The sequence below is a fragment of the Bradyrhizobium sp. WSM4872 genome (assembly GCF_055811715.1).
The window spans coordinates 18,439-39,555 of sequence record NZ_JBVVPT010000035.1; the positions used below are offsets into that span (position 1 = coordinate 18,439).

The window sequence follows — 21,117 nt, forward strand, 5'->3', positions numbered from 1 at the left end:
CCCTGCTTGAATTGACTGGACCGAGCTGCACGATGCTTCCCACGAGGCGTGACGCCTGAGGTTGAGGACGGCGATGACGGCATCAGATGCGGGTACTGCACCCTGGACCGGCCGGCTGACCGGAAGCGGGTCGGGGGTCTCCGTTTTGGTTGCGACCGCCATCGTCGTGGCCGACATGATCGGGGTCGGCGTCTTCACCAGCCTCGGCTTCCAGGTCAAGGACATCCCATCGGGCTTCTCGATCCTCCTGCTGTGGACCGTCGGCGGCATCGTCGCGCTGTGCGGGGTGTTCTCCTACAGCGAGCTCGGCGCCATGTTTCCGCGCTCGAGCGGCGAATACAATTTCCTCGGCCGTGCCTATCATCCCGCCTTCGGCTTTCTCGCCGGCTGGGTGTCGGCGACGGTTGGTTTTGCAGCACCTGTCGCGCTCGCCGCGATGGCCTTCGGCGAATACGCCAAATCGGTCGTGCCCGGTGTGCCGCCGATCCCGCTTGCCATCGCCGTGGTGTGGCTGGTCTCGGTCGTGCAACTGACCGGGGTCAGGCACTCCTCGACCTTCCAATTGATCTCGACCATTTTGAAAGTCGTGCTGATCGTTGCTTTCCTGGTTGCAGGCTTCATCGTCGGCGTGCCGCAGCCGATCGCCTTCGCGCCGCAGGCGGGCGATCTCGCGCACATTGTCAGCGCGCCTTTCGCGATCGGGCTCGTCTTCGTGATGTATTCGTTCTCGGGCTGGAATGCCGCCACCTACATCATCGGCGAGATGAACATGCCGCAGCGGGACCTGCCGCGTGCGCTGCTCGCGGGCACGCTGATCGTGCTCGTGTTGTACGTCGCGCTGAATGCAGTGTTTCTCCATTCGACGCCGGTCGGCGCGCTCGCGGGTCAGCTCGACGTCGCCAGCGTCGCCGGCAGCGCGATTTTCGGCAATTTCGGCGGCCGGATCGTCGGCGCGATGATCTGTTTCGGCCTGATCTCCTCGATCAGCGCGATGATGTGGATCGGCCCGCGCGTGATGATGACGATGGGGGAGGACATTCCGGCGTTGCGCGTGTTTTCGCAGAGATCGGTGCGCGGCGCGCCGGCGTATGCCATCCTGTTTCAGCTCGCCGTCGCCAATCTGCTGCTGTTCACGCGCAGCTTCGAGGCCGTGCTCGACTTCATCCAGTTTGCGCTGCTGTTCTGCTCGTTCTTCACGGTCGCCGGCGTCATCAAGCTGCGCATCACGGATCCCGATTTGCCCCGGCCCTATCGCGCCTGGGGATACCCGTTCACGCCGCTCGTTTTCCTGCTCGTGACCGCCTTCATGATGTACTATTTGTTGATCGAGCGGCCCGTGCAATCGCTGTCGGGGATGCTCGTCATGGTCTCGGGCCTGTTGATTTATGCTGTTTTCCGCAGGCGGCCGGTCGCCGCTGGCATCTCATCACATTGCGAATAGACATGTTTCGACCCATGAGAATTGCGGCCGTCGCTCTCACCTTGCTGGCTGCGGCCGTCTCGTCCGCACGTGCCGCCGAGGCAACCTTCGATGATACCGCGCGCTTCCTCGCGGGCATGCAGCCTTCCGCGGATTCGCCGCTGGTGCCGCTCACAAAGGACCCGGGCTGGCAACGCCACGCGAGATTCTTCGACGGCGCCTTCGCCCAGCTCGAGGAGCGCCAGCTCTCGAAGATCCGCAACTGGGCCGACGTCAATCTGGCGGCGCCCAGGCCGACCATGTTTTATTTGTTCAGCGGCCCCGATTTTCTCTACGCCAACGCCTTCTATCCCAAGGCCAGCACTTACGTGCTCGGCGCGCTGGAGCCGGTCGGTGCGGTGGCTGACCTGACGCGATTGCCGCGCGGTTCTGTCGGCGCCGCGCTCTACAATGTTGAGCGCTCGCTTGGCTCGATCTTGAGTTTTTCCTTCTTCATCACCAAGCAGATGAAGGTCGACCTGCACACCAACCAGGTCAACGGCACCTTGCCGATCCTCTATGTCTTCCTCGTCCGCTCCGGCAAGACGATCCGCAATGTCGAGATGGTCGCCCTCGACGACAAGGGCGGCGTGCATGTCGGCAACGACAATCCCGGACCGAACGCGACGCGCGGCGCCCGTATCACCTTTGCAGGCCCCGACGGCGAGGCGCGCACGCTGTATTATTTCTCGACCGATCTCTCCAATTCGGGTGCACGCGCAGCAGGGTTCCTGAAGTTCTGCGAGACGCTCGGCCCCGGCAACAGCCTGATCAAGAGCGCGTCCTATCTGCTGCACTCCGGCAATTTCACCGTGGCGCGCGACTGGTTGCTCGCCAACAGCGCGACCATCGTCCAGGACGATTCCGGCATTCCGCTTTCGAGCTACAATTCGCGGCAATGGCGGTTCTTCCCGTTCGGCCGCTATCTCGGACCCATCAGCGAATTTCCCGGCCGCTACCAGGAACGCTACGCCGCGCTGTTCACGCGCGCCCAGCCGATCGATTTCGGCGTCGGCTACCGGTGGCGGATGCACGAATCGAACTTGCTGCTGGCGGTGAAGGTGCCAGGAAGCGAGACGGCGCCGGGCGCGGAGACCACCTCGTCCGCCGAGCCGTCGCCGAAACCGCCGCGTCCGAAGCGGCCACGTCCGCCCGAGCCGGTCCCGCCGCCACCCGGGCGCTTTTTCTGGTCCCGTTAAGCGTGGTGCTAGGTAGGCCCGGCGTTACGCCGCGGAGCTCTGGGCGACGACGACCAGGACCTCCGCCTTCTGCCGGCCGAGGCTCCTGACCTCGTGCGGTGTCTCGCCCGAAAAATACAGGCAATCGCCCCTGCCGAGGACGAGTTCTTCGCCGTCGAGCTTGATCGCGATCTTGCCGTTGATGACAAACAGCAACTCCTCGCCCGCATGTGAGGCGCGCGTCGCCGATTTGTGCGGTGGGCTCAGGAGGAACGGCTCCATCATCTTGCGGGTGCGGCCGGTTGCCAGGGGCACCACGCCAAAAGTGTCCTGAAACAGCGGCGCGTTGCCGCCCTCACGGCGGAACAGCGTGTAGCGCGGCGCGGGCTCGGCGTTCGGGTCGAAGAAGGTCGCGACGTTGAGCTCGAGCGCGGCTGCCATCCGCAGCAGGGCGGCGAGCGAAGGGATCTTCAGGTTGCGCTCGACCAGCGAGATATAGCCGCGCGTGAGATCACTCTGCTTGGCAAGCTGGTCCAGCGTCAGGCCCTTGGCGATCCGCGCCTGGCGAATGTTGGCCCCGACAGCTGCCGCTTTGCTGACGTCAAGCACGCATGAGTCTCCCGAATTGCTGACGTCTCTTTTGCAACAGATGCCGCTCGACTGCCAGTCCGGCGGGGCGTGCTGTGCCTTCGGCCCCGTGAGGATGTTTTCCAAAAGAAAACTAATGCGCAGAAATTTAGAGCAAGGGCGCGGATATTGTAAGCATAAGCTCTGGAATATGGCGCGAATCAGCTCAAAAGAAGTGCATTTAGCGTGTTTTGCCGCTCCACACGGCATTTGCCGCGTTCCGCGCCGTTGATTTCCAGCAGTAAACATGATCGATTTTTACCGTCCGGGCTGCCGATGGGCTCCGCGGACAGAACCAACTGCTTTCCCTGGCGCCGGTACTTTTTGGAGACATCGATGACCGTAGCAGACGACGTAACCCTGAACGTAGCGCCGGACGAGGCGGCGAGCTTGCGGCGGATCGTGTGGTCGAGCGTGATCGGCACCGCGGTCGAATGGTACGACTTCCTCATCTACGGCACGGCGACTGCGCTGGTCTTCAACAAGGTCTTCTTCGCTGCCGGCAATCCCGCGCTCGCCACCATCGCGGCCTTCGGTACTTATGCGGTCGGCTTTCTGGCGCGACCGCTTGGCGCCGCGATCTTCGGTCACTACGGCGACCGGGTGGGCCGCAAGGCGATGCTCGCGATCACGATCATGGTGATGGGCATCGGCACCTTCCTGATCGGCCTGCTTCCGACCTATCAGCAGATCGGGATTGCCGCGCCGCTGCTCTTGATCGGCCTGCGATTCCTCCAGGGCATTGGCCTCGGCGGCGAATGGGGTGGTGCGGTGCTGATGGTGGTGGAGAATTGCCCGACGCACCGCCGCGGCCTGCTCGGCAGCATGGTGCAGGTCGGCAATCCCATCGGCAATCTCGCCGCGATCGGCATGTTTGCGCTGGTGGCAAGCCTGCCGGAAAGTGAGTTCATGTCCTATGGCTGGCGCATTCCGTTCCTGATCTCGATCTTGCTGGTCGGCGTCGGTCTCTACATCCGGCTCAACATGGAAGAGACCGTGGCCTTCCGTCAGGTCCAGGCCAAAAAAGAGGTCGCTAGTCTGCCGCTGGTCGAGATCTTCAGGCATCACCGCCGGCCTTTCTTTACCGCGGTCGGGCTGAAGATCTCGGAGATCGCCTATGCCAGCATCGGCGGCGTGTTCGTGATGTCCTACGCCACGGCGAATCTTGGCTTGTCTCGTACGGTGGTGTTGAACGGCGCCTTCGCGGCATCGCTGGTCGCGCTGCTCGCCATTCCGCTGTTCGGCTGGCTGTCCGATATCGTCGGCCGCAAAAAGATGTTCTATGCAAGCTGTCTGTTTTCGGCGCTGTTTGCCTTTCCGCTGTTCTGGCTGCTCAACACGCGCGATCCCACCATCGTCATCTGCACCATCGTGGTCGCGATTACTTTCGGACAGATGGTGATGTTCGGCATCGGCGCGCCCTGGTACTCCGAGCTGTTTTCCGCGCGGCTGCGCTATAGCGGCGCCTCGCTCGGGTTTCAGGTCGGTGCTGCCATCAGTGGCGGATTGACGCCGCTGATTGCGGCGGCTCTGATGGCCTGGAGTGGTGGCGCCACCTGGCCGGTTTCGCTGCTGCTGATTGGCTGCGCCGCCATCACGGCGACCGCGACCACGTTCGCGCCGGAAACGGCGAACAAGGAACTGACCTGATCCCGCGGCGCGCCGCTGCTGGCGGCGCGCCATCGGTTCTCAAAAGGATTTTGTCATGCTCGATGAGATAGACGCCGGCTCGGCCGATAGCACAGCACGCCTTGGCTGGACTGGCTTGGTCCGCTTCCTCCATCTCGCCCCGCGCGCGTTCCTGCCAATGCGCGCGATGGAGCAACTCTCGCTCGTCGCCGGCCAAGGGATCGAGGGCGACCGCTACATGATCGGGCGCGAGGAAGGATTTTATTCGCACAAGCCCGAAGAGGGCCGGCAGGTCACCCTGTTCGAACTCGAAACCTTGATCGCGCTCAAGCGCGACGCGGGAATCGAACTCGGTCCCGAGGAGCATCGCCGCAACGTGACGGTCGAGGGCGTGCCGTTGAACCACCTGGTCGGCCGCCGCTTCTGGTTAGGTGAGACCTTGCTGGAAGCAACCCGGTTATCGATTCCATGCCGGCATATCGAGGAGATCACCGGCAAGGCGATCTTCGATCCGCTCATCAACCGCTCGGGCCTCAACTGCAGGATATTGCAAGGCGGCATCGTCAGGGTCGGCGACGCCGTGCGGAACGCGCCATGAGTGCGCGGCCCATAACGACGATCAAGACGGTTGTCGCCGGCATCGAAGGGGCTGGTACGGGGATCAAGGTGTTCACGTTGGCCGATCCCGACCGTTGGGCCTTGCCGTCGTTCAAGCCTGGCGCCCACATCGACCTGCATCTGCCGAACGGTCTCGTGCGGACCTATTCGCTGTGCAATGAGCCAGCCGACAACTCGCGTTACGTCATCGCGCTCAAACGCGAGGCCGATGGGCGCGGCGGTTCGCGCGCGCTTCACGACGAGATTGGCATAGGCGACGTCATCGGCGTGTCACTGCCGCGCGGCGGGCTGGAGCCGGCTGCGGACATTGCGCGCCATGTGTTCGTCGCGGGTGGCATCGGCGTGACGCCGTTCCTGTCGATGGCCCGTCATCTCCTGCAGATTGGCAATGCAGACTTTGTGCTGCACCTCGTCGTGCGCGAGGAGGTGCCACTTGCCGGACACCTCGCGCCGCTGATCGATGCGGGGCGTGTCGTCGTGCACCGTACCTCCTGGGCCGGGCGTCCGGATCTGGCGTCGCTGGTCGGAAAGGTTGGGGTCCAGACGATGGTCGCCTGCTGCGGGCCGGAAGGCATGCGCGACGAGTTCGAGCGCCTGACCACAGCCTGGCCCGCAGCCAATGTTCACATCGAGCGTTTCGTCGCGCCGCCACCGGTGATCGACCCTGACGCAAAGCCCTTCACGCTGTCGCTGGCGCGTACGGGGACCGAAATCCCGGTTCGCGCCGGCCAGACCATGCTGGCCGCATTGCAGGAAGGAGGCATCGACATATCGGCGTCGTGTTGCGGCGGCATCTGCGGCGCCTGCAAGGTCGGCTGGATCGAGGGCAAGCCCGTGCACCGCGATCGCGTCCTGTCGCCATATGAGCGCGAACGCTTTCTCATGATCTGCGTCGCCGGATCGGACGCCGACCGGCTGGTGCTGGACCTCTAAAGTCTAGCCTACCAGTGCACGCTCTGGCTCGGCACGATGAACGCCGTCGTACTGGTCGGCGTGGCCGTGCTCGTCGCCAGATACCAGCCGGAGCCGACGACGAGCACCAGCAGGCCGATGATGGCGAACATGTCGAGGGTTCTGGGATCGTGGCCTCGCGCACCATCCCGCGAATCCGGTCCAGACCTGAAGTGAAAATGAGGGCTGATTTTCCAGCGCATTGTTTTTCCTCCCGCGGGAGCATCACATCAACGCGAGGGGCGGAATTTCGGTTCCACTCCAGGTAAGGACGCGTGAAGCGCGTCGTGCTTAGGACGCGTTGACGCCGCGCCAGCGGCCGTAACGCCAGGGCGAGTACCAGCGCGCGCCCTGTGGCGCGGTGAGGGGCACGTTGTCGATGCCCGAGGTGCCGAAGGGGTTGCAACGGAGCAGGCGCGCGAGCGTCATCCAGCCGCCGCCCCATAGCCCGAACCGTTCGATCGCCTCATCGCCATAGGTGGAGCAGGTCGGTAGGTGCCGGCAGTTGTAGCCAACCAGCGGCGAGAGCGTGTGGCGGTAGATCCAGATCAGCGCGCGGCCGAATCTGCGCGGAAGCCGGAGCGCGCCCGCGACGGAATTGGAACAGTGCTCGCAGGCTGATTGCTTCATGGGCGCTTTGCCGAGATCGTGGGCGAGGTTCTGCGCGGTTCCGGCGCAGGGAACTATAAGCTGTTGTTTGTACGTCATATTTTGCGTGCTTTTTGGGAGCAGTGCAGCAAGTGCCTATGGACGAGCTGTATTCCCCCGGATACCATTTTTGTGACGTTCATGTGAGACTCATTGGAACGTCAGAACGGGGCTTGGCTGAGTCGGCTCGCCGTAAGGCTTGGGCTAAAGCTTGGGACTTGGGGAAGGGACCAGTTTGAAACTTCTGAAGGCGCTCAAACTTCGCGGCTGGTTGCTGGTGGGAACCGCTGCTTGTGGAGTCGTGCTGGCTGGCGCCGTCGCGACGCTCGGGTCGTCGGCTCGGGCCGGTGTTGCCCTCGAAGAGCGCAAGCTGCCAATGAAGTTCGTCTGGGTCGCCTGCGAGCCGAATTGCCGCGGGTGGGTCAGTGCGGTCGGCATCATCACCGCCGATACGCCCAAAGACTTCGAAGAGTTTTCCCGCGGACGCCAGCTCGGCGGCGCCACCGTGGTGCTCGATTCCAGCGGTGGTTCCGTCAACGACGCGATCACGCTCGGCCGGCGCTTCCGCAATCTCGGACTCTTAACCACGGTCGGTATCAGCATTCAGAACCGCGGCGGGCAGTCGGTTCGTCCGGCGGTCGCGCCTCAGGCCTATTGCGAATCCATGTGCGTGTTCCTGCTGCTTGCCGGCAAGAAGCGCTACGTGCCGGAAGCGGCCCATGTGCGGGTCCACCAGATCTGGATGGGCGATCGCGCCGACGATGCCAAGGCCGCGAGCTACAGCGCGCAGGATTTGATGATCGTGGAGCGCGACATTGGCCGGCTCGCCAAATACACGTTCGACATGGGCGGTGCCGGCGATCTGCTATCGCTCGCGCTCAGCGTCCCGCCCTGGGAAGATCTGCACGAGCTCGATGCAGGCGAGCTCAAGCTCACCAATCTCGTCACGACGGATCTCGTGGCCGACGTGCTGCCGCATGTCGACATCTCCGCGCCGGCAATGGCGGAGCTTGCACCGAAGACCCAGGCGAGATTCGGTGCGGAACCGGAGCAGCCTGCCAAGTCGACCAAGACGGCGGAAGCCTTGGTGCCGACGGGCGGCGTGGCCACGCCGGTTGCGGCGTCGCAAAAATAGCCTCAAATCTCTGATCTTATTTCCGGGACCAGCGACGAGCCCGGGATCGGCCTCCGCAATCAGCCTTGCGCCGCAGCCGGCTGCTTCGCCTTCGCCTCGATCTGGCCAATGGCATCGACCACGGCATCGAAGGTCAGGAGCGTCGAGGCGTGGCGCGCCTTGTAGTCGCGGACCGGCTCGAGGAACTTGATCTCTTCCCATTTGCCTTCGGGAGGCGCGCCGTTCTCCTTCAGCATCTTGCGAACAGTTTCGCGTAACTCACGGAGTTCGCTCGCAGTCGATCCGACGATCTGACTTGCCATGATGGATGAAGAAGCCTGTCCCAGCGCGCAAGCCTTCACGTCGTGGGCGAAGTCGGTGACCTTGTCGCCCTCCATTTTGAGGTCGATCTTGACGGTCGAGCCGCACAGCTTGGAGTGGGCGGTGGCGGTGGCATCGGGATCCGACAACCGTCCGAGCCGCGGAATATTCCCGGCCAGTTCGATGATCCGCTTGTTATAAATGTCGTTCAGCATGTGATGGAGTCCAGCAGGATCGGCCTTGGCGTGCGCCGTCCACGGCCCTATATAGGGTCGGAACTGGCGGAAAAACAGTCCAGCGCTGCGGCAGTGGTGTGATCCAGAACCGTGCTGCCGGCGTTAATTTGAAGACCTTTTCGCCGAAACTGTTCTCTCAGGCGTCCGGCGGCTCGCCGCCCCGTCTGCCGGTGACACTCCGGCCGCAAGGCCGTCGAACGGAGTAGACATGGACGCTACAATCAAATCCATCCGCCCCAACAAGCCCTCCGACCGGCAGCCCGAGAGCCGTCCGGCGGAGCTTGATCCTTCCGAATTCCTCGCCGCCGCCGTCCGCGCCGACCAGCCGCGCCCGGCGCGCGCCGAGGCCGAGCAGGCGGTGAAGACGCTGCTCGCCTATATCGGCGAGAATACCAACCGCGAGGGCTTGCTCGACACGCCGCGCCGCGTGGTCGAGGCTTTCGACGAACTCTATCAGGGCTACCACCAGTGCCCGGCCGAGGTGCTCGATCGCACCTTCGGCGAGACCGCCGGCTATGATGATTTCGTCCTTGTGCGAGACATCGAGTTCACCTCGCAATGCGAGCATCACATGATGCCGTTCTACGGCAAGGCGCACATCGCCTACACGCCGGTGGAACGCGTGGTCGGCCTCTCGAAGCTTGCGCGCCTCACCGACATCTTCGCCCGCCGGCTCCAGACCCAGGAGCATATGACCGCGCAGATCGCGGCGGCGATCGACGAGAGCCTCAAGCCGCGCGGCGTTGCCGTGCTGATCGAGGCCGAGCATACCTGCATGTCGGTGCGCGGCGTCGCCAAGCATGGCGCCTCCACCTTCACCAGCCGCTTCACCGGCATGTTCCGCGACAATCCGGCGGAGCAGGCTCGTTTTCTGTCCCTGGTGCGAGGCCTGCAGCGCTGACCTCGCGAATAGACCGGCGAGGGCACTGTGTCCGCTCACTCCCATGAAACCGAGGAAGGTCTCGCCTTCCTTCCCAGGTTCGACGCGGCCGGTCTCGTGACGGTCGTCGCGACCGACGTCGCCACCGGCGACGTTCTGATGGTCGCGCACATGAACGACGAGGCGCTGCGCAAGACCATTGCGACCGGCGAGGCCTGGTATTTCAGCCGCTCGCGCAATGCCTTGTGGCGAAAAGGTGAGACCTCGGGTCAGACCCAGCGCGTGGTCGAGATCCGCACCGATTGCGATCAGGATGCGGTCTGGCTCCGCGTCGAGCAGATCGGCGCGGCGTGTCACACTGGCCGCCGGTCCTGCTTCTACCGCAAGGTCGAGGCCGAAGACGGCGGCGCCAGGCTCGTCTTTGTCGATGCGGACAGGCTGTTCGATCCGGACGCGGTGTACAAGAAATAGTCCTTCCGTCCTGCGGAGGTGCTGGCCCGGATTTACCCCGCATTAACCATATCTGTCCCACGGTGAGACGACAGGGCGCCGAATTGCCGGCGCCACTCAACGCCATGCGGGCGGGCACATCATCATGTCGGTCGACACTTCCAGTGCCTCTCAGACGGCGGTTCTCGATCCGTCGCGGGCACGCGTCGCCGGTGCGATCAAGCAGGCCTCGAACGTCGCTGGCGTCAGCTTCCAGTACATGCTGACCACCGCCAAGATGGAATCGGATTTCGATCCCGCGGCGGGGGCGACTACGTCATCCGCGCACGGGCTCTATCAGTTCATCGAGCAGACCTGGCTCGGCACGGTCAAGGAAGCGGGCACCCAGCTCGGCTATGGCAATTATTCCGACGCCATCACCAGGACGTCGTCGGGCACCTACACCGTCGATGATCCCGCGATGAAGCGGTCGATCATGAAGCTGCGCGACGATCCGGAGGCCGCCTCCAGCATGGCGGCGGCGCTGACGCAGTCGAACAGCTTCAAGCTCACCGGCCTGCTCGGCCGCAGGCCGTCCGACAGCGAACTCTACATGGCGCATTTCATGGGCGTCGGCGGCGCCGCGAAACTGATCGCCAATGCCGAGGACAATCCGCAAGCGGTCGGCGCGCGGTTGTTTCCCAACGCGGCGTCCGCCAATCGCTCGATCTTCTACGCCAAGGACGGCCGCGCGCGCAGCGTCTCCGAGGTCTATTCCGTGCTGGATGCACGCTACGCCGGCGCGGCAAATTCGAAAACCACTCGCAGCGCGATGGCGATGTATGGTGGCACGCCGTCGACCACGCAGGTCGCGAGCGCCAACGGCATACAGCCTGCCGCGCCGCTGATCGAGAATGCCGCGTATCTCCAGACTTTTCCGAACACGCGTGCGGTGACGCAGGTCAGCGCGACGGCGCCGACGACGGTCGCGGAAAATGCACCGAGCACGCCGGTGTTTCGCTCGATCTATCAGCCCGGCGACACCACCCAGCCGGTCTCGACGACCGTGCAGAAATTGTGGGGCAACAATGCCTCGCTCACTTCGGTCGCACCCGCGACGCCCGACGTCCGGCCGCCCCAGCCCCTTGATCTTTTCAGCGATCGCAGCGGCACGTTCTCAAGCTAACACGCACTCCCGTGTCTCGGACACGTCGCAGCGTGAACGCTGCTGCGCAGGGTCCGGTGCGTCAACGGGCCGTCTTTGTTCCCTTAACAAAACGTCAATAAAACCAGCGAGTTATGGTGAACGCTTTGTTAAGCGTCGTGGTTTATTTTGTGTTGCAGGTGACAAGCCGTCACCGCTTCGTCTTCGTTGCGTAAGCCGGAAGCACCATGATTGTTCGGCAGTTCATCAATTGGATCAGGACGGCGCCCGCTGGCGAGCGGGCCGAGGCAACGCGGGCGTTGGCCCGGGCCTGGCTGATCTCAGACCTTTCCCATGACGACCGGGTTGCCGCTGAAGGTGCGCTTCTGATGCTGCTCGACGATCCCTCGCCGCTGGTGCGGCAGGCGATGGCCGAGGCGTTTGCGCGCAGTAGCGAGGCCCCGGCGTCGATCGTGCGGGCGCTGTCGGCGGACCAGCCGACCGTCGCGTTGCCCGTGCTCGAACATTCTCCGCTGCTGATCGACGCCGATCTCGTCGACATCGTCGCGACCGGCAACGACGAGGTGCAGTGCGCGGTCGCGCGCCGCATCGCGCTGCCGGTATCGGTCTGCGCCGCTATTGCCGAAGTCGGCTGCGCGGCGGCAGCGCTCGAGCTGATCGAAAATCCTCATGCCGAGCTTGCGCCGTTCTCCTGGGATCGCATCGTCGAGCGTCACGGGCATCTCGCCGCGATCCGCGAGGCGATGCTGGTGCTGGAGGATCTGCCGTCCGCAACGCGCGCTGCGCTGGTGGCAAAACTCTCGGAGACGCTGGCTCAATTCGTCGTGGCCCGGAACTGGCTGACTGCGGACCGCGCCGAGCGCATCGCGACCGAGGCGCGCGACCGCTCTACCATGAACATCGCGGCGCGCTCGCGCGGCGAAGACATGGAAGGTCTTGTTCGGCACCTGCGCATCACCGGCCAGCTCACCGCGGGTCTCATTCTGCGCGCGCTGCTGTCGAGCAATCTGGATCTGTTCGATGCGGCGCTGGCTGAGCTCGCCGAGCTGCCGCTGGCGCGCGTGTCCGCGCTGCTGCACGATCGCGGCGGCAACAGCCTGCACGCGCTGCTCCGCCGCGCCGGGCTTCCCGAGGCGACGTTTGCGGCCTTCCAGGTCGCGCTCGATGCCTGCCACGAGCAGGGCTTCGTCGACAGCGACGACAATGCAGCGAGGCTGCGCCGCCGCATGGTCGAGCGCGTGCTCACCCATTGCGAGACCGACCGTGGCGCGACCGAGCCGCTGATGGTCCTGCTGCGCCGCTTCGCCACCGAATCCGCGCGCGAAGAGGCAAGGCTGTTCTGCGACGAGCTGGTTGCGGAGGAGGCGGTTGATCGGGTCTACGACGGTCTGATTGCGGCCTGAATTGTCGCTTATGTCGCCCCGGCGAAGGCCGGGGCCCATACCGCGAGGTCTCGCAAGCGAAGCGAGATGGCCGACGCCTTTTGCAACAATTTCCGCTGGTGGGTATGGGTTCCGGCCTTCGCCGGAACGACGCCTATGGCTACCCCGCCGGCGCGATGCTCGGCGCCAGGATCACCTCGAGATGCTCGGGGCGATCGCGGTTGGTGTCGGCGAGATAGTCGTCGGCGACCTTGCGCAGGCGACGGCTGAGCTCGGCGGAGACGCTGATGCTGTCGAGCTTGGTGTTCTCGTGCACGATGGCGAGGATGGCATTGATGTGGTGCGTGAACAGCTCGGCCGGCACCTTTTCGAGATCGGGCGCGTGCTCGATGACGCGGCACAGGCTCTCGGCTACGCCCGCCGCCGCCGGATAGCCGAAAGTCGCGGCATCGCCCTTGATGTCGTGCGCGGCGCGAAACAACTCGTCGCGCCTGTCCTTGGTGAAGCCGTCGTGCCGGATGGCGACGTAGGCCGCCGACAGCCGGTTGATCTCGGTTGCCATCCAGTCCTTGAACTCGCCGGCGAGGCCCGCGAGCGCCTGTTCGGCGCGGCCGATCGGATCGTCCATGTCCTTGTCTTCGACGCGGCGCAGGACCGACCGCAGCGGGTTGGGCTGCGTGATAACTTGATGCGTGGCGAAGGCCGTGATCTCGATGTCTCTTGCGCTGTTCTTCGCCATGATATCGGCCTCGATCGTGAGAGACGTTGCGCGCTAGATGGAAGAGCGAGCCTTGTCGAGCAGCGAGGGCTGCTGCAGCACCTCGTGCTTTTCGCCGACGCGGCGCTCGGGGCCCATATAGGCGGAGTTGATGTTGCGGCGCCGGTCCGGGCCGAAATAGGTCTTGGTCTTGATGAAGGGGCGAGGACTGGCGACCACGTTGAGGATGCGCTGGTAGAGTCCTTTGGCCGAGATCGGCTTGGCCAGGAATTCGGTGACGCCGGCATCGCGCGCCACCGTGACGCGGCGCTTCTCGGAATGGCCGGTCAGCATGATGATCGGCGCGTAAGGATTGCCCTTGGATTCCGGCTGCCGGATCATCTGCGCCAGCTCGAGCCCGTCGAAGATCGGCATCGCCCAGTCGGTGATGACGATGTCGGGCACGTAATGGCTGTACATTTCCAGCGCCGTGGCGCCGTCCTCGGCCTCGTAGACTTCACGTGCGCCAAAGGAATGCAGCAGCGTCCGCAGGATGCGGCGCATGTGCGGATTGTCGTCGCAGACAAGGAAACGCAGCTTGTTGAAATCGATGCGGAACATGGAGCCCGGGCCGGAGCGGTCAACTTTCGTTAACCATATCTCGCCGGGGGTTAATGAAGGGTTGCGATCGGCAGTCCGGCGAGGCGGCTCAGGAGCCGAACTGCTCGCGCAGAATACGCTCTTCCAGGCTATGACCGGGGTCGAACAGCATGCGCATCGAGATGGTCCTGTCGGACAGCACCTCGACGCGGCGGACGTCGCGCACCTCGTCGTGGTCGGCGACTGCCGCCACGGGGCGCTTGTCGCCCTCAAGCACCTCGATCACGACATAAGCCGTGTTCGGCAGCAGCGCGCCGCGCCAGCGTCGCGGGCGGAAGGCGCTGATCGGCGTCAGCGCGAGGAGCGCGGCGTTGATCGGCAGGATCGGTCCCTGGGCGGACAGATTGTAGGCGGTCGAGCCGGCCGGCGTTGCCACCATGATGCCGTCGGCGATCAGCTCGGACATGCGCTCGCGCTCGTCGATCAGGATTCGCAGGCGCGCGGCCTGGTAGGTCTGCCGGAACAGGGCGACCTCGTTGATGGCGTGATGCAGGTGAACACGGTCGTTGGCGTCGGTCGCGCGCATCAGGAGGGGGTGGATTTCGGATTCCTGCGCCGCCTCGAGGCGGGCTCGAAGATCGACGGTCGAGTACTCGTTCATCAGGAAGCCGACGGTGCCGCGGTGCATGCCGTAGATCGGCTTGCCCGTATGCATGTGCTGATGCAGCGTCTGGAGCATGAGCCCGTCGCCGCCGAGTGCGACCACGATGTCGGCGTCCTTCGGATCGCAATTGCCGAAGTCCCTGGTGAGCTGGCCGAAGGCGGCTTGCGCCTCGCTGCTCGGGCTGGCAACGAAGGCGATCCGGTCGTATCGCGCTGGCTTGGTCATGGCTTCCGGGCAGGGCCGCTGGCTGGAGAAAGTTCCGCCGGGCTCGTCTAACGATCTCGACCGGGATTGTCGAGGATGACCGCCTTCACAGCAGACCGGCAACTGCCCATTCCGGTTTGAGGACGAAACCGGGTCGGTTTGTGCCCAACCCGGCTCTTCAGGCACCACCAGAGCGATGATCCCCCAAACCGTCGCAATTCCGCGCTAGCCTTGCGGTCCGCACCGGTGTCGTCGCCGGGCAGGGAGAACGACCATGGCCACGACTATGCCGGCGCTCCGCCGCGCGACCTTGGTGCTGGCAGTGTCCGCATTCGCGCTCGCAGGATTGGCGCGCGCCGACGATCCGCCGCAGCCGCGCTCCGAGGCGGCGGCAGCCGGACAGAAGGCCGGTCGCGGCGGCGCACAAAGCGCGTCGCAGAATTCATCGTCAGCCGCCGAGCCGCACCGTCTTCCGTCGGATTCGACTACGAAGCACACGCTCGATCTTCCCGGCCGCACCCTCAATTTCGCAGCGACCGCCGGATCGATCCGCGTGTTCGACGGCAAGGGCGAGCCGGTGGCCGACATCGCCTATACATCCTATGAGCTCGACGGCGCCGACCGGGCGACGCGCCCCGTGACGTTCCTGTTCAACGGCGGGCCCGGTGCGTCGTCGGCATGGCTCCAGTTCGGCGCGGCCGGGCCGTGGCGGCTGCCGCTCGATGGCGAAGCGCTGTCGCCGTCCGCCTCACCCGAAGTGAAGCCTAACGCGGAGACCTGGCTCGATTTCACCGATCTCGTCTTCATCGACCCCGTCAGCACCGGATATAGCCGCTTTGTCGCGAGCAATGATGACGCGCGCAAATCGTTCTACTCCGTTGACGGTGACGTCAATTCGATCGCGTTGGTGATCCGCCGCTGGCTCGAGAAGCACGACCGGCTGACCTCGCCGAAATACGTCGCCGGCGAAAGCTATGGCGGGATTCGCGGGCCGAAGGTGGTGCGCCAGTTGCAGCTCCAGCACGGCGTCGGCGTCAGGGGATTGATCCTGGTGTCGCCGCTCCTGGACTTCCGCGAGTTCACCGGCACCAGCCTCCTGCAATATGTCGCGACGCTGCCGAGCTATGTCGCGGTGACGCGCGAGGCGAAAGGCCCGGTCAAGCGCGCCGATCTCGCCGACGTCGAGGCTTATGCGCGCGGCGAATTCCTGGCCGACCTCGTCAAGGGCGAGGCGGACAAGGAGGCGACCACTCGTCTTGCCGACAAGGTCGCCGAGCTCACTGGCATCGACCAGGCGGTGAGCCGCCGGCTTGCCGGCCGCTTCGACGTCGGCGAATTCCGCCGCGAGCTCGACCGCAAGAACGGCAAGGTCACGGGGCGCTACGATGCCTCGGTGCGCGGCTTCGATCCCTATCCGGATTCGAGCAGCTCGCGGTTCGGTGATCCCTCCGGCGATGCGCTGCAGGCGCCGCTGACGAGTGCCGCGGTTGACCTGCTGACACACAAGCTCAATTGGCGGCCCGATGGCTCCTACGAGGTGTTGAACGGCACCGTCGAGGGTCACTGGGATTTCGGCCGCGGCATCAATCCGCCGCAGTCGGTCTCCGAGCTGCGCCAGATTCTCGCCACGGATCGGAAGCTGAGCGTGCTGGTCGCGCATGGCCTGTTCGATCTCGCCACGCCCTATTTCGGATCGAAGCGCGTGCTCGACCAGTTGCCGGTCTTCGCAACACAGCGGGTCAAGTTCGTGGTCTATCCCGGCGGCCACATGTTCTATTCGCGGGACGGCTCTCGCCAGGCCCTTCGGAGCGAGGTCGAGACTCTCATTCGGGAGTAGGCCGGCGCTTGCGCGGCTTGTATTTCCGCGCGATCTCGCGCGCCACGACGGCCGCAGGCTTGATGTTGGCGCCCGCGATCCAGACGTCACTGACCTTGCCGCGCTTGTCGCGGACGCGGCGCACCGGCTCGCCGTGGCTCGAGTAGCCAGCGGCCCAGGCAAGCTTGCCGGTGTCGCGGCCGGTGACCTCGATCTCGCCGGCATCCATGAACGGGTTGTTGAACTGCGGATTGGCGACCAGCACGCGGTTGCCCGCGGGTACCAGATCGGTCGCGCCCCAGATCGTCCACCAGCGGCCGGTCCAGTCGCGCACGCGCCGGTCGGGTGCACCACGGGACTGGAAGACGCGCAGGATCTGCATCGCGCCGTCCATCCAGAACGGCGCCGCGCCGTCGATGGAGTTGCTGATGATGCTGATCGCGAGCTCGCAGGCGGGGATGGAGCAGGTCCGGGAGATATAGCCCTGGAAATGGCCGCCGTGGCCAAACCAGTCCCAGCCGTCGAGCTTGCCGGCGCCGATACCCAAGCCGTAATAGGCCTCGAAACTCTGCGGGATGCGCCAATGATGTCGCGTCATCTCGCGGCGGCTTGCGACCGACAGCAGGCTCTTTTTCGCATTGGGCGCGAGCTGCGCGAAGAAGCGCGCCGTATCGGCGGCGGTGGCGGCGAAGCCCGTGGCGGAGGCCATCGCGTGCGCGGGATTGTCGCCGGGAATGACGCAACGCTCTCCGTACGGCACCCTTCGTGTGTGGCCGCGCGCGAACGGCGCACCCTTGGGAAGCGGCGCGTCCGGCTCGGTCTCGCGCAGGCCCGCAGACTCGATGATCTCGCGCTTCATCCAGGCGCGGTAAGGCTCCTTCGTCACGGCCTCGATGACGAGACCGATCAGCCCAAAGCCGTGGTTGGAATATTTGAAGCGTGTGCCCGGCTCGATTGCGGTCGGCAGCTTCAATTCCGCGAGCAGCTCGCTCGCTTCGAGATAGGGACGGCTGTCGATGAACTGGCCGGAATCGGCGCCGTCGCGCGTCAGTCCCGCGCTGTGCGAGAGCACTTGCGCAATCGTCGTTTCCGCGACGCGCGGATGCATGCCGGCGACATATTGGCCAATGGGATCGTCGAGCCGCAGCTTGCGCTGCTCGCGCAGCTTCATGATGCCGGCCGAGGTAAAGCTCTTCGAGTGCGAGGCAATGCGGAAGCGGTGGCGCGGGGTGAGCTTCTCGCCGGTGTCGAGATTGGCGAGGCCGAACGCGTGCTCGGCGACGATTTCGCCGCGATGGGCGAATGCGATGACGACGCCGGGCTGCTGGATTGTGGTGTGCTGGAATTCGATCCAGGAGCCGATGTAGTCGATCGCGGATCGCAGCCACTTGTCCATTGCGCACCGATTTGCGAGGGGAGGATTGGTGGGCAAGCTAGCCGAGAACGCAGAACAGGCACAACCCTGCGGTTGTGCCCGTTCGCTTCGTTCGAAGATGCGATGTTCTTAATAAACGAGGGTCGCCCCGGTCGGCTTGTCGAGCGCGGCGGCGAGCGAGCGATATTCGGAGCTGTCGGTGCCGGCGAGCGAGGCGAGCTTGTTGAGGTGATACTGCGCCTGCTCGCGATTGCCCTGCTCGAGCTGCCAAAGGCCATAATACTGCCAGGTGCGGACGTGGTTCGGATCGTCCTTCAGCGCGAGCTCGTAGTAGACCTTCGACGACTGGTAGTCGCCGAGCTTGCGATAGGAGTAGCCGATCAGATTGGCGACGTCGGCGACGTCGTCGCGCTTGAGCGACTTCAGCTGGCCGATCGCGCCGGTGTAGTCGTGATTGTCGTAGATCGTGGTGTAGGCGGTGCGATAGGCGGCGAGGAATTTCGGATCGCTGATGGAGGAGCTCTTCTTCTTGCCCTTTTTGGTCGAGGTGTCCGACGCCGGCGGCGACGAGGGGGTGTCGCCACCTGCGGCATAGGCGCTGGTCAGAGCCGGCCCGGCCGCCAATGTCATGGCGACAAGTCCCGGCACAAGAAGCGTTGAGAGTTTGCGCATCGAAGTTCTCCCGAATGGAACGTGGCGATCCTACACGATTGCCCAAAGACCGGAACACCCATCAGGCAAAAACATTCCCGGCATCCCGGCCTATTCGGCCTGCGGCCGGATGACAAACTTGTCATCCAGATGAACGGAAGCCTGCTGCGGGCTTCAGATTGGGTTCAGTGCGTGCCCCCTAGGCTCCAACCTACGATCAAAGGGTTGGCGAGAGGGCGCCCGCCTCAAGATCCTTCCAAGAGGAGAGGAGACCAACCATGTTGAAGACCATTTCCGCAGCCTTGCTCGCAGCTTCCGTAATCGCAGCCCCGGCCTTCGCAGCCGAGACCGGCAAGACCACGACGACCACGCCGGTGATCAAGGCAGACCAGAGCCAGACCAAGGTGTCGACCACCGCCGCTAAACCCGATACCGGCCTCAAGGCCAACGCCAAGGCTTCGGACGTCAAGGCTTCGGACGTCAAGGCCGACGCCAAGGTGGACACCAAGTCGAAGGCGATGAACGCCAACGCCGCGGTCACGCCCGACGAGCACAAGACCGTGCGCACGCATCGCCACCACCACAAGCATCTCTCAGCGAAGAAGTCGCTGACGACGCAGCCGGACGTGACCAAGCCGGCGACGATGGAGAAGCGCAGCTAACCACTGATCCTGCGCGGCGGCGTCCTAGCATTGCCCAGCCGCCGCGTGAGGAATTCAGGCCCGGCCCGTCGTCACGCCTTGCGCGAAAGCTCGAGGTGCTGGCGGCGGGCCGGTACGATCATGCTTGAGGCCCGCGAGCAACGTCCCAGGTTTGGCGGTCGCAAACGAAACCTCGAAAACAACCCCATGCACAGTAGCGGGTCGTAGATAAATCAATGGTTTAAGGGGTGGGCTCATCTGCGGATTTTACGAATCTGTTTGACTCGTCGGGCAAAACACCTGTAGACCTGCATCATTGCAACCTTGGGGCTGGAACGTCTCCGAGACGGACCGAGCGGAGAGCGTAGGCAGTGCGGCGACGAGCGGAACGCGCAGTGAGCTTGGCGTTGATGCTGGCACTGCCGCTGGCGCTCACGGGATGTTTCGGCAGCGACGGTGATCGTCCAACCCTGATGGACGGGGCCCAGGCCGGAGGACCACAACCGTTCCCGGATAATTTCCGTGGCGACACGCTGGCCTTGATGCGCAGCTATCTGAACAATCCCGTCGGCGTGCGTGACGCCAGCATGGCCGAGCCGGCGCAGCGCGAGGTCGGCGGCCGGCAGTTCTATGTCAGCTGCCTCCACTTCACCCCACGCGAGACCGACGGCACCTACAAGGCTATGAGGGAGCGCGCCGTGATCTTCGTCAACGGCCGGGCGGACCGCGTCGTCGATCGTGCCAGCGAGCTGTGCGCGGGCGCGGTTTACGTACCCTTTCCGGAACTTGAAAAGATGACGCGGTAGCGCAAAGCCCACCTTCATCGCTGGGTGATAGAACAAAGCCCGCCGGAGCTGCCGGATCACATTTCGGGGAGCTTTGAACGAAGTGGTTTTGCGTCGCGACTAATCGTTACGGCGGGTTCTGTTTCCGACGGAAAAAAACCGTCGGCACGAGCCCGCAGGACGGAACAAAATCGCGTTGTTGCCGCTCCGTCACAGTCACGAACGATCAACGTTCCGGCATCGCCGCGAAGCAACCCAATTCACGCCACGTTGTTTCCTGAGTGTCGTAATTGAAAGAACGGGGATGATCATGAAGAGGATTTTGCTGGGTGCAGTTGCCCTGCTTGCGCTGGCCGCGCCGGCTGCCGCAGCCGACATGCAGGCGCGCACCTACACCAAGGCTCCGGCCTACACGCCGCCGCAGGTGATCTACAACTGGACCGGCTTCTACATCGGCGGCCATGTCGGCGGCGCCTTTGCCGGCGACAGCAGCTTCCAGTCGAGCGACGCGCGCTTCCTCGGCGGTGTCCAGGGCGGCTTCGACTACCAGTTCGCGCCCAATTGGGTCATGGGTGTCGAGGCCCAGTATTCCTGGCTGCCGACCAATAACAGCGGTGCCACGTTCCCGCTGGGCACGCAGGTGACCTCCAATACCGACCAGCTCGGCTCGGTGACCGGCCGCATTGGCTACACCTGGGGTCCGGCGCTGCTTTACGCCAAGGGCGGTTATGCCTGGCGCAACGGCGGCCTCGGCGTCAATATTGCCGGCGTCCCGCAGCCCTTCACCGCCACCGGCAACAGCAAGGATGGCTATACCGTTGGCGCTGGCCTCGAATACATGTTCGCGCCGAATTGGTCGGCCAAGGCCGAGTACCAGTATTACAACTTCGGCAGCACGACGATCACCTCCGGTCCGGTCGACGTTGTCGGCGTCCGCGGCCGGGAGGATGAGCATACCGTCAAGGTCGGCGTGAACTACCGCTTTGGCTGGGGCGGTCCGGCAGCGTCTCGCTACTGACACGCCACCAACGACCACGATCTGACAAA

23 protein-coding genes are annotated in these 21,117 nt (G+C 64.3%); 14 read left to right on the forward strand and 9 right to left on the reverse strand.

Features of this window, described 5'->3' with window-relative positions; genetic code table 11:
- Positions 1-73 precede the first annotated feature (73 nt).
- A complete protein-coding gene (locus tag AC0L3C_RS31505; RefSeq protein ID WP_473409893.1) occupies positions 74-1,441 on the forward strand; it encodes an APC family permease in 1,368 nt (455 codons plus the stop codon).
- Between the two features lie 2 nt (positions 1,442-1,443).
- A complete protein-coding gene (locus tag AC0L3C_RS31510) occupies positions 1,444-2,658 on the forward strand; it encodes a hypothetical protein (RefSeq protein ID WP_473409894.1) in 1,215 nt (404 codons plus the stop codon).
- Positions 2,659-2,682: 24 nt separating this feature from the next.
- Here AC0L3C_RS31510 and AC0L3C_RS31515 read toward each other — a convergent pair whose 3' ends face one another.
- On the reverse strand, positions 2,683-3,246 hold the full coding sequence (locus tag AC0L3C_RS31515) for a helix-turn-helix domain-containing protein (protein WP_473258725.1): 564 nt from the start codon (positions 3,244-3,246) through the stop codon (positions 2,683-2,685).
- A gap of 354 nt (positions 3,247-3,600) precedes the next feature.
- Between AC0L3C_RS31515 and AC0L3C_RS31520 the strand changes: the two genes are divergently transcribed.
- From AC0L3C_RS31520 to AC0L3C_RS31530, 3 genes are read left to right on the forward strand one after another with little or no spacing between them, the layout of a single operon-like run.
- A complete protein-coding gene (locus AC0L3C_RS31520; RefSeq protein WP_473280177.1) occupies positions 3,601-4,914 on the forward strand; it encodes an MFS transporter in 1,314 nt (437 codons plus the stop codon).
- Positions 4,915-4,969: 55 nt separating this feature from the next.
- Complete coding sequence (locus AC0L3C_RS31525; protein WP_473409895.1) at positions 4,970-5,491, forward strand: MOSC domain-containing protein; 522 nt, start codon at positions 4,970-4,972, stop codon at positions 5,489-5,491.
- Positions 5,488-6,444 carry a PDR/VanB family oxidoreductase gene (locus tag AC0L3C_RS31530; RefSeq protein WP_473409896.1) on the forward strand — a complete coding sequence of 319 codons (957 nt, stop codon included), beginning with the start codon at positions 5,488-5,490 and terminating at the stop codon, positions 6,442-6,444. The genes AC0L3C_RS31525 and AC0L3C_RS31530 overlap by 4 nt, the downstream gene beginning before the upstream one ends.
- An 8-nt stretch (positions 6,445-6,452) precedes the next feature.
- On the opposite strand, the gene AC0L3C_RS31535 is transcribed toward AC0L3C_RS31530, so the two are convergent.
- Both AC0L3C_RS31535 and yidD read right to left on the reverse strand, forming a co-directional pair.
- The gene (locus tag AC0L3C_RS31535; protein WP_473409897.1) at positions 6,453-6,665 is read right to left on the reverse strand and encodes a hypothetical protein; all 213 of its coding nucleotides are present in this window, start codon (positions 6,663-6,665) and stop codon (positions 6,453-6,455) included.
- 88 nt (positions 6,666-6,753) lie between these two features.
- A complete protein-coding gene (yidD, locus tag AC0L3C_RS31540; protein WP_473409898.1) occupies positions 6,754-7,092 on the reverse strand; it encodes a membrane protein insertion efficiency factor YidD in 339 nt (112 codons plus the stop codon).
- Positions 7,093-7,345: 253 nt separating this feature from the next.
- Between yidD and AC0L3C_RS31545 the strand changes: the two genes are divergently transcribed.
- The gene (locus tag AC0L3C_RS31545; protein ID WP_473258712.1) at positions 7,346-8,245 is read left to right on the forward strand and encodes a COG3904 family protein; all 900 of its coding nucleotides are present in this window, start codon (positions 7,346-7,348) and stop codon (positions 8,243-8,245) included.
- Positions 8,246-8,304: 59 nt separating this feature from the next.
- Here the strand turns inward: AC0L3C_RS31545 and AC0L3C_RS31550 are convergent, their stop codons facing one another.
- The gene (locus tag AC0L3C_RS31550) at positions 8,305-8,760 is read right to left on the reverse strand and encodes an iron-sulfur cluster assembly scaffold protein (protein WP_275168367.1); all 456 of its coding nucleotides are present in this window, start codon (positions 8,758-8,760) and stop codon (positions 8,305-8,307) included.
- 229 nt (positions 8,761-8,989) lie between these two features.
- On the opposite strand from AC0L3C_RS31550, the gene folE reads away from it, so the two are divergent.
- From folE to AC0L3C_RS31570, 4 genes are all read left to right on the forward strand, one after another.
- Complete coding sequence (gene folE / locus AC0L3C_RS31555) at positions 8,990-9,682, forward strand: GTP cyclohydrolase I FolE (RefSeq protein ID WP_473280183.1); 693 nt, start codon at positions 8,990-8,992, stop codon at positions 9,680-9,682.
- 27 nt (positions 9,683-9,709) lie between these two features.
- Positions 9,710-10,132 carry a phosphoribosyl-AMP cyclohydrolase gene (gene hisI / locus AC0L3C_RS31560; protein ID WP_275168366.1) on the forward strand — a complete coding sequence of 141 codons (423 nt, stop codon included), beginning with the start codon at positions 9,710-9,712 and terminating at the stop codon, positions 10,130-10,132.
- 124 nt (positions 10,133-10,256) lie between these two features.
- A complete protein-coding gene (locus AC0L3C_RS31565; RefSeq protein ID WP_473409899.1) occupies positions 10,257-11,276 on the forward strand; it encodes a lytic transglycosylase domain-containing protein in 1,020 nt (339 codons plus the stop codon).
- A gap of 206 nt (positions 11,277-11,482) precedes the next feature.
- Positions 11,483-12,658: a DUF2336 domain-containing protein gene (locus AC0L3C_RS31570; protein WP_473280189.1), complete on the forward strand. Its 1,176-nt coding sequence runs from the start codon at positions 11,483-11,485 to the stop codon at positions 12,656-12,658.
- A gap of 139 nt (positions 12,659-12,797) precedes the next feature.
- On the opposite strand, the gene AC0L3C_RS31575 is transcribed toward AC0L3C_RS31570, so the two are convergent.
- From AC0L3C_RS31575 to AC0L3C_RS31585, 3 genes are all read right to left on the reverse strand, one after another.
- Positions 12,798-13,376 (reverse strand): Hpt domain-containing protein, encoded by a 579-nt coding sequence (locus AC0L3C_RS31575; protein ID WP_473258703.1) that lies wholly within the window; start codon positions 13,374-13,376, stop codon positions 12,798-12,800.
- A 33-nt stretch (positions 13,377-13,409) separates the two neighbouring features.
- Complete coding sequence (locus tag AC0L3C_RS31580) at positions 13,410-13,955, reverse strand: response regulator (protein ID WP_007611745.1); 546 nt, start codon at positions 13,953-13,955, stop codon at positions 13,410-13,412.
- 88 nt (positions 13,956-14,043) lie between these two features.
- The gene (locus AC0L3C_RS31585; protein WP_007602648.1) at positions 14,044-14,823 is read right to left on the reverse strand and encodes an NAD kinase; all 780 of its coding nucleotides are present in this window, start codon (positions 14,821-14,823) and stop codon (positions 14,044-14,046) included.
- A 253-nt stretch (positions 14,824-15,076) separates the two neighbouring features.
- On the opposite strand from AC0L3C_RS31585, the gene AC0L3C_RS31590 reads away from it, so the two are divergent.
- A complete protein-coding gene (locus AC0L3C_RS31590; protein ID WP_473280193.1) occupies positions 15,077-16,639 on the forward strand; it encodes a S10 family peptidase in 1,563 nt (520 codons plus the stop codon).
- Here the strand turns inward: AC0L3C_RS31590 and AC0L3C_RS31595 are convergent.
- Both AC0L3C_RS31595 and AC0L3C_RS31600 read right to left on the reverse strand, forming a co-directional pair.
- The gene (locus tag AC0L3C_RS31595; RefSeq protein ID WP_473280195.1) at positions 16,626-18,014 is read right to left on the reverse strand and encodes a serine hydrolase domain-containing protein; all 1,389 of its coding nucleotides are present in this window, start codon (positions 18,012-18,014) and stop codon (positions 16,626-16,628) included. The genes AC0L3C_RS31590 and AC0L3C_RS31595 overlap by 14 nt on opposite strands.
- A gap of 108 nt (positions 18,015-18,122) precedes the next feature.
- Entirely contained in the window at positions 18,123-18,665 is a 543-nt protein-coding gene (locus tag AC0L3C_RS31600; RefSeq protein ID WP_354058561.1) for a tetratricopeptide repeat protein, read from the reverse strand.
- Positions 18,666-18,922: 257 nt separating this feature from the next.
- Here AC0L3C_RS31600 and AC0L3C_RS31605 point away from each other — a divergent pair, with 257 nt between their 5' ends.
- From AC0L3C_RS31605 to AC0L3C_RS31615, 3 genes are all read left to right on the forward strand, one after another.
- Positions 18,923-19,306: a His-rich protein BRANT gene (locus AC0L3C_RS31605; protein ID WP_473409900.1), complete on the forward strand. Its 384-nt coding sequence runs from the start codon at positions 18,923-18,925 to the stop codon at positions 19,304-19,306.
- Between the two features lie 389 nt (positions 19,307-19,695).
- On the forward strand, positions 19,696-20,091 hold the full coding sequence (locus AC0L3C_RS31610) for a hypothetical protein (RefSeq protein ID WP_473259424.1): 396 nt from the start codon (positions 19,696-19,698) through the stop codon (positions 20,089-20,091).
- A gap of 289 nt (positions 20,092-20,380) precedes the next feature.
- On the forward strand, positions 20,381-21,088 hold the full coding sequence (locus tag AC0L3C_RS31615; protein WP_473258692.1) for an outer membrane protein: 708 nt from the start codon (positions 20,381-20,383) through the stop codon (positions 21,086-21,088).
- Positions 21,089-21,117 lie beyond the last annotated feature (29 nt).

Excerpts from the sequence above, each read along its gene's own strand:
- AC0L3C_RS31505 (WP_473409893.1), top strand. The coding sequence starts at position 74 with ATGACGGCATCAGATGCGGGTACTGCACCCTGGACCGGCCGGCTGACC.
- AC0L3C_RS31510 (WP_473409894.1), top strand. The coding sequence starts at position 1,444 with ATGTTTCGACCCATGAGAATTGCGGCCGTCGCTCTCACCTTGCTGGCT.
- AC0L3C_RS31520 (WP_473280177.1), top strand. The coding sequence starts at position 3,601 with ATGACCGTAGCAGACGACGTAACCCTGAACGTAGCGCCGGACGAGGCG.
- AC0L3C_RS31525 (WP_473409895.1), top strand. The coding sequence starts at position 4,970 with ATGCTCGATGAGATAGACGCCGGCTCGGCCGATAGCACAGCACGCCTT.
- AC0L3C_RS31530 (WP_473409896.1), top strand. The coding sequence starts at position 5,488 with ATGAGTGCGCGGCCCATAACGACGATCAAGACGGTTGTCGCCGGCATC.
- AC0L3C_RS31535 (WP_473409897.1), bottom strand. The coding sequence starts at position 6,665 with ATGCGCTGGAAAATCAGCCCTCATTTTCACTTCAGGTCTGGACCGGAT.
- yidD (WP_473409898.1), bottom strand. The coding sequence starts at position 7,092 with ATGAAGCAATCAGCCTGCGAGCACTGTTCCAATTCCGTCGCGGGCGCG.
- AC0L3C_RS31550 (WP_275168367.1), bottom strand. The coding sequence starts at position 8,760 with ATGCTGAACGACATTTATAACAAGCGGATCATCGAACTGGCCGGGAAT.
- folE (WP_473280183.1), top strand. The coding sequence starts at position 8,990 with ATGGACGCTACAATCAAATCCATCCGCCCCAACAAGCCCTCCGACCGG.
- AC0L3C_RS31565 (WP_473409899.1), top strand. The coding sequence starts at position 10,257 with ATGTCGGTCGACACTTCCAGTGCCTCTCAGACGGCGGTTCTCGATCCG.
- AC0L3C_RS31570 (WP_473280189.1), top strand. The coding sequence starts at position 11,483 with ATGATTGTTCGGCAGTTCATCAATTGGATCAGGACGGCGCCCGCTGGC.
- AC0L3C_RS31575 (WP_473258703.1), bottom strand. The coding sequence starts at position 13,376 with ATGGCGAAGAACAGCGCAAGAGACATCGAGATCACGGCCTTCGCCACG.
- AC0L3C_RS31580 (WP_007611745.1), bottom strand. The coding sequence starts at position 13,955 with ATGTTCCGCATCGATTTCAACAAGCTGCGTTTCCTTGTCTGCGACGAC.
- AC0L3C_RS31585 (WP_007602648.1), bottom strand. The coding sequence starts at position 14,823 with ATGACCAAGCCAGCGCGATACGACCGGATCGCCTTCGTTGCCAGCCCG.
- AC0L3C_RS31590 (WP_473280193.1), top strand. The coding sequence starts at position 15,077 with ATGGCCACGACTATGCCGGCGCTCCGCCGCGCGACCTTGGTGCTGGCA.
- AC0L3C_RS31595 (WP_473280195.1), bottom strand. The coding sequence starts at position 18,014 with ATGGACAAGTGGCTGCGATCCGCGATCGACTACATCGGCTCCTGGATC.
- AC0L3C_RS31600 (WP_354058561.1), bottom strand. The coding sequence starts at position 18,665 with ATGCGCAAACTCTCAACGCTTCTTGTGCCGGGACTTGTCGCCATGACA.
- AC0L3C_RS31605 (WP_473409900.1), top strand. The coding sequence starts at position 18,923 with ATGTTGAAGACCATTTCCGCAGCCTTGCTCGCAGCTTCCGTAATCGCA.
- AC0L3C_RS31610 (WP_473259424.1), top strand. The coding sequence starts at position 19,696 with ATGCTGGCACTGCCGCTGGCGCTCACGGGATGTTTCGGCAGCGACGGT.
- AC0L3C_RS31615 (WP_473258692.1), top strand. The coding sequence starts at position 20,381 with ATGAAGAGGATTTTGCTGGGTGCAGTTGCCCTGCTTGCGCTGGCCGCG.